At 35.9% G+C, this 11,248-nt stretch carries 11 protein-coding genes and 1 tRNA gene; 9 read left to right on the top strand and 3 right to left on the bottom strand.

The window, feature by feature from the left end; genetic code table 11:
• Positions 1-770: Obg family GTPase CgtA (gene cgtA, locus HMPREF0367_RS08945; protein WP_035403498.1), on the top strand; the 770-nt coding region annotated here is incomplete at its 5' end.
• 20 nt (positions 771-790) lie between these two features.
• On the opposite strand, the gene rnhC is transcribed toward cgtA, so the two are convergent.
• The gene (rnhC, locus tag HMPREF0367_RS08940) at positions 791-1,657 is read right to left on the bottom strand and encodes a ribonuclease HIII (RefSeq protein WP_035403496.1); all 867 of its coding nucleotides are present in this window, start codon (positions 1,655-1,657) and stop codon (positions 791-793) included.
• A 96-nt stretch (positions 1,658-1,753) separates the two neighbouring features.
• Between rnhC and HMPREF0367_RS08935 the strand changes: the two genes are divergently transcribed.
• From HMPREF0367_RS08935 to HMPREF0367_RS08910, 6 genes are all read left to right on the top strand, one after another.
• Positions 1,754-2,257: a CvpA family protein gene (locus HMPREF0367_RS08935; RefSeq protein WP_081683672.1), complete on the top strand. Its 504-nt coding sequence runs from the start codon at positions 1,754-1,756 to the stop codon at positions 2,255-2,257.
• A 9-nt stretch (positions 2,258-2,266) separates the two neighbouring features.
• Entirely contained in the window at positions 2,267-4,570 is a 2,304-nt protein-coding gene (locus HMPREF0367_RS08930) for an endonuclease MutS2 (protein ID WP_035403491.1), read from the top strand.
• 9 nt (positions 4,571-4,579) lie between these two features.
• A complete protein-coding gene (gene uvrC / locus HMPREF0367_RS08925) occupies positions 4,580-6,376 on the top strand; it encodes an excinuclease ABC subunit UvrC (RefSeq protein ID WP_035403489.1) in 1,797 nt (598 codons plus the stop codon).
• Positions 6,369-7,412: a M15 family metallopeptidase gene (locus HMPREF0367_RS08920; protein WP_035403487.1), complete on the top strand. Its 1,044-nt coding sequence runs from the start codon at positions 6,369-6,371 to the stop codon at positions 7,410-7,412. Before uvrC ends, HMPREF0367_RS08920 begins: the two co-directional genes overlap by 8 nt.
• Positions 7,413-7,423: 11 nt before the next feature.
• On the top strand, positions 7,424-7,891 hold the full coding sequence (locus tag HMPREF0367_RS08915) for a metallophosphoesterase family protein (protein ID WP_015535853.1): 468 nt from the start codon (positions 7,424-7,426) through the stop codon (positions 7,889-7,891).
• 83 nt (positions 7,892-7,974) lie between these two features.
• A complete protein-coding gene (locus HMPREF0367_RS08910; protein WP_015535852.1) occupies positions 7,975-8,163 on the top strand; it encodes a hypothetical protein in 189 nt (62 codons plus the stop codon).
• A 42-nt stretch (positions 8,164-8,205) separates the two neighbouring features.
• On the opposite strand, the gene HMPREF0367_RS08905 is transcribed toward HMPREF0367_RS08910, so the two are convergent.
• Positions 8,206-8,282: transfer RNA gene (locus HMPREF0367_RS08905), tRNA-Arg, on the bottom strand.
• Between the two features lie 56 nt (positions 8,283-8,338).
• Here HMPREF0367_RS08905 and HMPREF0367_RS08900 point away from each other — a divergent pair.
• Positions 8,339-9,097, top strand: a complete 759-nt coding sequence (locus HMPREF0367_RS08900; RefSeq protein ID WP_022355602.1) for an InlB B-repeat-containing protein — start codon at positions 8,339-8,341, stop codon at positions 9,095-9,097.
• Between the two features lie 58 nt (positions 9,098-9,155).
• Positions 9,156-10,535, top strand: a complete 1,380-nt coding sequence (locus tag HMPREF0367_RS08895; protein WP_035403486.1) for an MATE family efflux transporter — start codon at positions 9,156-9,158, stop codon at positions 10,533-10,535.
• Between the two features lie 8 nt (positions 10,536-10,543).
• Here HMPREF0367_RS08895 and HMPREF0367_RS08890 read toward each other — a convergent pair whose 3' ends face one another.
• The gene (locus tag HMPREF0367_RS08890; protein WP_022355600.1) at positions 10,544-11,167 is read right to left on the bottom strand and encodes a LemA family protein; all 624 of its coding nucleotides are present in this window, start codon (positions 11,165-11,167) and stop codon (positions 10,544-10,546) included.
• Between the last annotated feature and the right edge of the window lie 81 nt (positions 11,168-11,248).

Genomic DNA, 11,248 nt, shown 5'->3' with positions numbered 1-11,248 from the left:
CAACATTCCTGGACGCGGTTTCACGTGCCCGTCCTGAAATTGGAGACTATCCTTTTACGACCATTCATCCAAATGTTGGTGTCGTTCAAACAAAAGATGGAAGAAGCTTTATTTTAGCTGATCTTCCAGGTCTTATTGAAGGAGCTAGTACCGGTAAAGGATTAGGACATCAATTTTTAAAACATATTGAACGTTGCCGCGTCATTCTTCATGTTATAGATATGGGGTCTTCGGAGGGAAGAGATCCATTGGAAGACTATGAAATTATTAATAATGAATTAAAAGATTATCAGATGCGTTTATTGGAAAGACCGCAAATTGTTGTGGCGAATAAAATGGATCTAGATAATGCCAAAGAAAATCTAGAACGATTTAAGAAAAAATATCCGGATGTAGAAGTGTTTGAAACAACTACAATTATTCACGAAGGATTAGATCCAGTATTAAGAAAGGCAGCGGATCTGTTAGCGACTACGCCTACATTCCCAATCATGGATGATGAAGGAACCGAATCAAGTGTTCTATACACATTCGAAGAGAAAAGACCGGAAATTGAAGTTACGCAAGTTGAAGATCATGTATGGCAAGTTACTGGAACAAAAATTGAACGTGTCTTTAATATCAACAAGCTGAATACAGAAGAAGATTTCTATTTATTTGCGGATCGAATGCGCTATATGGGAATTGATGCAGCTTTAAGAGAAGCAGGTTGTATGGATGGAGATACCGTACAGCTATGTGGATTTGAATTTGAATTTATTGAGAATTAAAAAAACGCCATTGTGCGTTTTTATTTGTTTATAAGATCAAGTATTTTTTCTGTGTTTTTAAAGTGAATCTTGGCAACTTCATTTAATTTATCCATACCATATTTAAGGACAAATTTTTTTCCACATTGATCGACTTTTTTTCCTGCTCCTTTTTCAAAAGTAAAATCAAATGTTTCCTCAAGCATATCCCAGTATTCTAAGAAAGCATTTCTGGCCAATACGCTGGCGCAGGCAACTGCCAGATATTTGTTTTCGGCTTTGGTCTCAAAATGAATGTTTCTGACAACTTCTTTTTCATTGGATAAATAGCGATAGTAGCTCTTTTCTTGAACAAATTGATCGATGATAATGTGTTCAGGTAAAGTGTATCCTTTTTTGATCAAGTTCAAATAAGCTTGATTGTGTAGTTTACATTTGATATCAACCATGTTGTGCTGCTTGTGCACACTGTTGTATTTAGAGCTGGATACGATCAGGATCGTATGTGGGCAAAGCGATTTAATTTCTTTTGCGAGCATTCGTATTTTTTCATCGTTTATTTGTTTTGAATCCTGAATCTTTAAGTTTCGTAATACGTCCTCATTTTCTTTGGATACGATGACGGCACTGACCACAACAGGTCCAAAATAATCACCAGTTCCTACTTCATCACTTCCAGCTTGAGGAAACATATTTTTTGATTCTGAAGAGCTTTCTTGAGATAGCCAGTTAAGATCTTTTCCTTGAAAGACGACTTTCCCACTTGTATATGCAGTGATCGTACAAGATTCGAGTTTAGCTTGATAATATGTATAAGCAGGTTGGCTAACTTTTAATACATATGGATCGATTTGTTTTTTGAGTTGTTCAATCTGCTTTTTTGACATTATTTTCGTTATTGTGTTCATGCAAGCATTGTAACATATTTTTAAAATGGAAGGGATTATTTCTTGGAAGTATGTAAATGTGTTTTGTGATTTTTCAAATCGTGATAAAATACACACATGATAATAAATGTAGAAGATTTTATGATCTATAACATGATCATCGTTTTTGTGAGTGCCTTATTTTTATTTTTGGCATACCGTAAAGGGTTTATGCGACAATTATTCGATGTCGTTTCTTTAATTGCCTCATATATCGTTTCAGGTATGTTATGTGGTGCTGTAGCCGATATATTTCCTATATATCAAATCAGTACGCCTGTATCGATCATTAACGATATCAGTACTTCTTTAATCAATTCGATCATTTGGTTTGTTATTTTGATCGTTGTGTTTCGTATTGTATATTGGATCTTGTGTTTTTTGATGCGAGGAACCTCCAAGATCAAAACCTTATCGTTTATCAATCACATGCTTGGGCTTGTGCTTGGTGCTGTTAAGGTATTATTGATACTTGGTCTCATTACGATCTTTTTAAGATTGCCTTTTATTGAAAATGGCAGTTTATTTGTGCAGAGTGGTGTTCTATCTTTTGTGGACGAACTAATTTCATATATTTGGTAGGTGATGTTTGTGGAAAATTATCGAGAAGAATTAAATAAAGCTATTGATTTTGATCGCGTCTTGGAGCAAGTTGCATCGTTTGCTTCTTTTTCATGCTCGAAAAATGAGATTAAAGATTCACTTCCTCTCCATGACCGTATGGAAATTATGGAGCATTTAGATCTTGTAAAAGAAGGTCTGGAATTTGTAAGAAGTGGATCGATCTTAAACATGGCAGGGTGTCATGACGTATCTGGATATGTCGCCAAAGCATCAAAGCGCATGATCTTAAATGGAAAAGAATTATTGGATATCATGACTTTCTTAGTCGCTTGTCGTAGTGTTTATAATGCATTTGATGAAACATATCCATTGTTGAATGATCATGCTAGAAGCATGACGTTATGTACAGATTTAGTAACATCGATTCAAAAACAAATTGATATGACAGGTTCCATCAAAGAAGATGCAACACCATTATTAAAAAATAAACATAAGGAATTAATAGACACTCGCTTAGATTTACAAACAAGATCTCGATCTTTTCTTAAAAAGAACAATTCCAAATTGATGGAAGCAATGACGACCACAGTTTCCAATCGTTTATGTGTGCTTGTTAAGGCACAGGATAAATATAGTTTTGGTGGTATGATCCATGGCTCTAGCCAAAGCGGGTTGGCTTACTATGTAGAACCTCAGGAATTTACTTCATTGAACAACCGAATTCAAATGATCATCTCTGAGATTGAAGAAGAAAAACACAGAATTTGTAAGGAATTGACCAAAAAAGTAGCGTCTAATTCAATCGCAATTTCTTCTAATTTAGAAACGATGACATTAATTGATACAGAACTAGCCAAGGCAAGATGGGCATATCGTTATGATGGATGCATTCCTGTTATTCAGACCAGGGATCATGCTTTGTTACTGGAGCATGCCAGACATCCATTGATTGATGAAAAGAAAGTGGTTGCCAATAACTATACTTTAAAATCAAATGAATATTGTTTAATGATCTCAGGCCCAAATATGGGTGGAAAAACTGTGACATTAAAAACTGTAGGACTTTTTGTCGCTTTGAGTCATTGTGGTTTTCCTGTGCTTTGTCATAAGGCAACGATACCATTTTATACATCTATGTATTTTGATATTGGTGATAATCAATCCATTGAAAACAACTTGTCTACATTTTCTTCACACATCTCAAAAATATCAACTATCTGTAATGAATGTGATGAACATTCTTTTGTGCTTTTGGATGAAGTAGGAAATGGTACAGATCCTTTACAGGGGGCAAGCCTTGCTGTAGCAATCTTGGATTTTTTAATTAATAAAGGTTGTACGATCATTACCAGTACTCATTATTCACAAGTTAAGGCATTTGGTAAAGCCAATGAACATATATTAGTTTCCAGCGTAGAATTTGATAAGGATACATTGAAACCGACTTATCGATATATTCCAGGGGTGTCTGGAGCTTCATATGCGTTTGATATCGCTGCTCAATATCATTTAAATGCAGCTATCTTAGATAAAGCTGTTCAATTTAAAAATGAGAATGAACAAAATGTTGAAAAAGAACTTGAGAAGTTAGAAAAGCTTCAAAATGATGTGTTAAAACAAAAAGATCGTTTCAATAAATTGATTCAAGATGCTCATAGACTTCAAAAGGAAGCTGCTCAAAAACAAGAAGAATTGGATGCGAAAAAGATGCGCTTTGATCGTGAGTATGAAGAAAAGCTGAATGATATGCTGGAAGAAAAAAGAGCCGAGGCAAAAGAAATCATTGATGAGTTGCGCAAACAAAAACATCAAAAAATCCATGAACAGACTCAAATGATGCATAAGATCAACTTGTTAGGACCTGAAAAGGAAGAAGAACCGGAAGCTAACGAAGATTTGAAGGTAGGAGACTATGTGCGTGTTGTGGATTTGAATTCGCATGGAGAGATCCTGGATATACGAAAAAAAGAAGCAACGATCTTAACTAATGGAATGAAGATGAAGATCAAGTTATCGCGTTTAAAGAAGATGCCTCGTCCACAAATAAAGAAAGTTTCCTCTTCTTCAGTAGATCGTATTTTCAAACGTTTCCCTTTGGAGATCAACTTGATTGGTATGCATGTTGAAGAAGGACTAAAGGCATTGGATGATTATCTAGATCAAGCGGTTGCACATAAAGTAAAACAAGTTCGTGTTATTCATGGAATGGGAACAGGAAAGTTAAGAAATGCAGTTTGGTGTGATTTAGATAAGCATCCTCAAGTGAAATCCAAAACTAGCGCAGGTCCATCAGAAGGTGGTCTTGGGGCTACAATTGTAGTGTTGAAGTAGGTGAATGGTATGATTTCTCAACATCTACAGGATAAATTGGCGCTTTTACCAGATCAGCCCGGATGCTACATAATGAAAGATGAAAAAGGGAAGATCTTGTATGTAGGAAAAGCCAAAGTGTTAAAGAATAGAGTTCGTTCTTATTTTCACGGTGTTCATGATAATAAAACAACTCGATTGGTTTCACATATTCGAGATTTCGAATTTATCGTAACTGGTTCTGAAAAAGAAGCTTTATTATTGGAAATCAATTTGATCAAGAAACATACACCGCCATTTAACATTATGTTTATGGATGATAAATCGTATCCATACATCGTAATCTCTAAAGATCCATGTTTTACTGTTCGAGTTTCACGTCAGGTGAAGAATAAAAAAGATACTTATTATGGTCCGTATCCAAGTGCTCAGTCAGCTTATGAAATTGTTCGATTGATCAATCAGATCTTTCCAATTCGAAAATGTAAGAATATGCCTAAGCAGCCATGTCTTTATTATCACATGCATCAATGTCTGGGATATTGTTTTAAAGAAATTGATAATAAGGTCAATGAAGAAAATCGCAAAGCCATTCGTCGCTTTCTTGATGGGGATGCTAAAGAGATCATAGATGATCTGACAAAGCAAATGCAACAGGCTAGTGATGAGCTTCGCTTTGAAAGGGCGAAAGAAATTTATGACTTAATTCAAGCCATTGAACATGTAATTGAAAAGCAGACAATTGATTTTAAAGATCGTGCTTCGCGCGATGTTTTTGGCTGGTATGAAGATAAAGGATATATATCTTTTCAAGGCTTTTTTATTCGAAAAGGGAAGTTATTGGAAAGAACCCTTAGTATCGAACCAATCTATGAAGATACGATGGAAGCGTTTGTATCCTATATCGTTCAATACTATCAAAAGAATATTGTTCCCTCTGAAATTTTAGTACCAGAAGGAACACCAGTTGAGGTTTTGGAAGAAGCTTTGGATACAAGAGTGCATATACCAAAACGAGGAGAAAAGAAGAAATTAGTCGATCTTGTCATCAAGAATGCCAAAGAAGCGCATGACCAGAAATTTCAGCTTGTATTCCGTAAAGATAAAGAACTCGAAATGGCCAATCAACATCTTTCGAGAATCTTTCATACAAAGATAGAAACGGTTGAAATGTTTGATAACTCGCATATTTCTGGAGCTTATAATGTGAGTGGGTTGGTTGTCTTTGAGAATGGTAAACCAGATAAAAGCCAATATCGCCATTATAAATTAGATGGTTATGTGTCGGATCTAGACAGTATGAAAGAAGTTATATACCGCCGCTATTTTCGCTTATTGAAAGAAGGGAAACCAATGCCAGATCTTTTGTTGGTAGATGGTGGTGCTTTGCAAATAAACGCGGCTAAAGAAATAAAGGAAATGTTGGATCTAGATTTACGTATAGCTGGTTTGGTCAAAGATGATAAGCACAGTACAAGGGCTTTGATTGATGAAAATCTAAATGAGATACCTTTAAATAAAGAAGATCCTTTGTTCTTTTTATTGACAAGGATGCAGGATGAGGTACATCGCTTTGCCATTAGCTATCATAGAAAACTTCGATCAAAAGGAATGACACAATCTATGTTAGACACAGTAAGCGGTATTGGAGAAAAGCGTAAAAAACAGCTTTTAAAACATTTTAAGAGCATGAAACAGATACGTTTGGCAAGCGTTGAACAGTTATCCGAGGTTTTACCACAGGATGTAGCGCTTAGTTTGTATCAGCGTTTGCATGAAGATGATAAGCAGAGTATAATTCCTTTAAAGGAGTCAGAGAATGGATAAAAAAACGCTTAGTCTAAGAGTTTTATTGATCGTAGTCTGTTTCTGTGTTGGATGTATTTGTTTCTATCAGATCAATCGTTCCTATGATCCGCTTGCCCGCTATCCGTATGTTACTGAAGAAAATAGAGATATCATATTGGAAAAGCTGGATAGTGAAGATATAGACTATCTGATTACGCAGCAGATCAAACCAGAAACATTTCTTCCATTTATCGATGAGCCAGATTTTGATCTTCATAACGCATATTTATATAGTGCTGCCAAAAGTGTTCAAGATGCATCGAATGATTATATCGTAAATTTTGTGAATAAATATCGTCAAAACTTTTCTCGAGATATTCTTGTGACTTTGTTGAAGCATTATACTTATGTTGATTTAACTACATTTTATGAAAATGAAGCCATTTTTAATGAAAATCTTGAACTCGTAAGTGATCCAAGTCTTCCTTATGTTATCTTGAATGAGAATAGTACAGTTTATAAATATGTTCCATCAGATCTAGTGAGCGTTTCTTCTGTTTCTGTAAGAAGTGAAGTAGCTTCGAATCTTCAATCTATGATCCAGGATTTTGCTTCTGTGATGAATAATGAAGTTTCATTAGATCTTGCGCAAGGATATTTATCGTATGAAGCTATCATGGAAGAATATGTTCAATTAAATAATCGAATCCCAGATCAGATTAATGATTATATGCTTCCGGCAGGTCAAAATGAATTTCAATTAGGATTTACTATTGGTTTACAGGAAATGGATGAATGGATCAATCTATGCATAGAAAACAATGTATATGTAACTAGAGATTATTCGACAGTTTTAGAAAACTTATCAGATACAGCTCGACTAAAAATGGATTGGCTCCGAGAAAATGCATATCGTTATGGTTTTGTCGTTCGTTATCCTGAGGGTAAAGAATCTACAACAAACCAGCTTTATCAACCTTTTGTATTACGATATGTGGGGCAGCAGACCGCAAGACAAATGCATGATAAAGATGTATGCATGGAAGAGATGACTTTTGAAGAAGAATTAAATTAAGAGGAAATATGATGAAAATTATTGTAGTCAGTGATACACACTATCGAAACGATATTTTGGATGAACTTATTGATAAACACAAGGATGCAGATCTTTTCATTCATTGCGGAGATTTAGAAGATGATCCTCAATGGTATCCACAGTGGATCTTTGTTCGAGGAAATAATGATTACTTTGTTGGATTTGAAGATGAACGCATCATTGAGGCACAGGGCCACCGTATTCTTGTTCTTCATTCACACCGTTGTTCGTTTTTAAATCGAGAAGAAACATTAGCTTCTATGGCATACGACAATGGTTGCGATATCGTTCTTTATGGGCATACGCATGTTTCAAAGATGACATGGAAAAATGGAATCTTTTTGATGAATCCTGGATCAACAACAAGCCCCCGCGATGGCAAAACGCCTAGTTATGGAATTTTGACAATAGACGGAGCTCATGTTGAAGGACAGATCGTTCACAGAGAAGATTGGTAAGAAAAAGCCTGGCGTTGTCAGGCTTGATTTTATATGTCATTCTTTTTAGAAGTGTATTATAATAAGAAAAAGGGGATGTTGTGATGAAGTTAAGAAATTATGTTTCGATCATGCATACAGATTCATATATTAAGATCTATAAACAGAATCAAAAGAATTTGATCATAGAAGGAAAATTGGATGCATTAGATCTTGATGCTTATTTGGATAAAGAAGTATCTCTAGCCTCTGGTTCAGCAGATCGTCAGGGTGTGGTTTTTATTATTGAATAAAAAAAGAACTGCATGATCTGCAGTTCTAAATGCAAATAGAAATGGCGTCCTCGGAGAGACTCGAACTCCCGACCGTGCGCTTAGAAGGCGCATGCTCTATCCAACTGAGCTACGAGGACAGCAAAAGTATTATAACAGAAAGTATTTTTAATTTCAACACGAGGTTTTAAAAGATATGGAAGAGAGAAAAGGTTATCATTTTGCCGGATGGTATATAGATAAAGAGTGTACAAAAAGGATCAATCCGGGAGGAATATTGCCTCATACGATGAGCTTATATGATAAATGGATTCCTATTTGGTATCCGGTCGTGTATCAAACAGACGGTGGTATGAATTCAAGAAAGAATCCTAAATATATCACGATAGAGTCAGGTGTTATTCGATTATATCCGGCAAAAAAACAAGGGAAGATATTTGAAGGCTGGTATTTAGATGGGAAGAGAGTTGAGTATATTCCTGAACGGCAATGTCAGCCTGTCACTCTGGTCGCAAAATATCGCGATTTCAATACTGTTCAGTTTGAAACGTTTGGGGGAGCTATTATTCCAAACATGCAGACAAACTCTGATAAAAAATTAGAAGATATACGTACACCAATGCGATTAGGATATACGTTTATGGGATGGTATTGGGATCCGGATTATCATTGGCAGTATACATATGATCAAGCGATCGAGGAAGATTGCACATTGTATGCTCGTTGGGAAGTGACACATTTTTCAATCATATACGATGTAGGAAAAGGGTATGCCTCAAGGTCGAATCCAAGGACTTATACATATTTTGATAAGACGATCAAATTAAAACCGGCTAAAAAAGAAGGGTATCGATTTGTAGGCTGGTTTGATGAAAGAGGCAATGAATTGATCGAAATTCGAGAGCATTCCTTAGGGGATAAAAAATTGATAGCGCATTTCGAAAAGATGGATTAAAACATCTTTTCTTTTTTATGATTATAGTGTATATTTCCAAAGGCGAAAGGATTATTCCATGTATAAAAATCCACTTGGGTTTGAAAAGTTATCTAAGCTTTTAAGAAGTTTTGCGATTCCCAGCATCATATCAATGCTGGTAAGCTCTCTTTATAATATTGTAGACCAGATTTTTATTGGGCAGGGTGTTGGTTATTTAGGAAATGCGGCTACTAATGTGGCCTTTCCTTTAACGACTATCTCAGTGGCAATCGCTTTATTGGTAGGTATAGGAAGTGCATCTCGCTTTTCTTTATATATTGGAGCTAAGGAAAATGACAAGGCCGCTTGTGTGGTGGGCAATGGTTTTGTATCTATGTTGATCTTGAGTGCTTTATATGTCAGTATGGTCCTGACTTTCTTAACTCCATTATTGTATGCCTTTGGCTCAACGGATCAGATTTTCCCTTATGCGTATTCTTATACGCAAATCACAACATGGGGCGTTCCATTTTTGATTACGACCAATGTAATGTCAAATATGATTCGTGCAGATGGTTCACCTAAATATTCAATGGCTTGTATGGTGCTTGGCGCTGTTATTAATACGATCTTGGATCCAATTTTTATCTTTGTATTTGATATGGGAGTTGAAGGGGCTGCATGGGCTACGGTAATCGGTCAGATTGCTAGTGCTTTGATGGCTTTACGATATCTAAAATTATTTAAGAATGTTAATCTGGCCCGCTCGGATTTTCGTTTCTCATTTCATGAATTTTTATCTACGAGTGCTATAGGTATCAGTTCCTGTGTAAATCAGATTTCATTGATGCTTGTACAGATCATATTGAATAATTCAATGACGTATTATGGACAATTTTCCATTTATGGGCAGGAAATTCCTTTGGCTGCCTGCGGTATTGTTATGAAAACCAATGCAATTCTTTTAGCTATTATCATTGGAATTTCACAAGGGATGCAGCCAATTGTTGGATTTAATTATGGGGCTAAACAATATGATCGTGTCCGAGGAATTTTCATGCTTGCATTAAAACTGAATCTAGTGGTTTCTGTCATTGGGTGGTCTTTATTTCAATTTTGTCCTGAAATGGTTTTATCAATTTTTGGTTCGGGCGATAAATTATATTTTGAGTTTGCGATTCGTTTCATGCGAACATATTTATTCATGGCGGCTATTAACGGAGTACAGATGTTATCTTCTGGATTCTTTAGCGCGATAGGAAAGCCTTTAAAAGGGATGGTCTTGTCCTTGACCAGACAAGTGTTGTTTTTCATTCCACTTGCCTTAATTTTTCCAATCTTTATGGGGTTGGATGGATTGATATATGCAGCTCCTGTTGCCGATTTTGTTGCGTTTATAGTCAGTGTTTGTCTTTTAAGACATGAATGGAAGAATCTTTATCAATTAGAAAAGAATCAAAAAGCGGCGATCGATTGATCGTCGCTTTAGTTAAAATCGACTGTTGGTGCATCTTGAGCTTCATCACTCGCTTGGTATTTTTCTTTTGGAGAAAAACCAAATATACCTGCAATGATGTTATTAGGGAATTTTCTTACATATGTGTTGTAATCCTGCACAGCTTGATTGTAATTATCTCTTGCAACGCTTAGACGATTTTCAATGCCTTCCACACTCGTCATAAAATCCTGCATGACTGTTTGAGCTTGAAGTTGTGGATAAGCTTCAATTGCAACATTGATATCGCGCAGAATCTGACTTGAAGCAGCATCAGCTTGTTCTAAATCAGAAGTAGTTGCATTGGAATCAAGTGTAAGATTTCCATCTTCGTCAATAGCTACACCTTCCATGTTGCTACGTAAAGCTGCAATATCTTTGTAGACTTCGCTTTCATGATCCAGAATGGCCTGTACACTAGGCATGAGTTCATTGATCTTATCAAGTCTGGATTGTAGTGAAGTTTGAATGTTTGCCTGCATTGTTGTTACATTTTCTTCTTTCTCAATCATTGTATTGTAAGGAGAAATAAAGATAGCACCTAATGCAATTACGATAACACCAACAACGATTAATATTTTTCCCCACAGAGGGAATTTTTTTGTTTGATTCATATTTTTGATCCTTTCTTACCAGCTTCCGCCAGCTCCACCGCCTCTTGATGAACCTCCGCCTCCGGAGAATCCACCAAATCC

Origin of the sequence: Faecalitalea cylindroides ATCC 27803 (assembly GCF_000469305.1) — a bacterium.
Taxonomy (GTDB): Bacteria; Bacillota_I; Bacilli_A; order Erysipelotrichales; family Erysipelotrichaceae; genus Faecalitalea; species Faecalitalea cylindroides.
The sequence above is the reverse complement of the archived record's forward strand: the minus strand, read 5'-3'. Positions and strand labels throughout refer to the sequence as shown.

Coding starts and splice junctions, on each gene's coding strand:
- rnhC (WP_035403496.1), bottom strand. CDS start 1,657: ATGAACACAATAACGAAAATAATGTCAAAAAAGCAGATTGAACAACTC.
- HMPREF0367_RS08935 (WP_081683672.1), top strand. CDS start 1,754: ATGATAATAAATGTAGAAGATTTTATGATCTATAACATGATCATCGTT.
- uvrC (WP_035403489.1), top strand. CDS start 4,580: ATGATTTCTCAACATCTACAGGATAAATTGGCGCTTTTACCAGATCAG.
- HMPREF0367_RS08920 (WP_035403487.1), top strand. CDS start 6,369: ATGGATAAAAAAACGCTTAGTCTAAGAGTTTTATTGATCGTAGTCTGT.
- HMPREF0367_RS08915 (WP_015535853.1), top strand. CDS start 7,424: ATGAAAATTATTGTAGTCAGTGATACACACTATCGAAACGATATTTTG.
- HMPREF0367_RS08910 (WP_015535852.1), top strand. CDS start 7,975: ATGAAGTTAAGAAATTATGTTTCGATCATGCATACAGATTCATATATT.
- HMPREF0367_RS08900 (WP_022355602.1), top strand. CDS start 8,339: ATGGAAGAGAGAAAAGGTTATCATTTTGCCGGATGGTATATAGATAAA.
- HMPREF0367_RS08895 (WP_035403486.1), top strand. CDS start 9,156: ATGTATAAAAATCCACTTGGGTTTGAAAAGTTATCTAAGCTTTTAAGA.
- HMPREF0367_RS08890 (WP_022355600.1), bottom strand. CDS start 11,167: ATGAATCAAACAAAAAAATTCCCTCTGTGGGGAAAAATATTAATCGTT.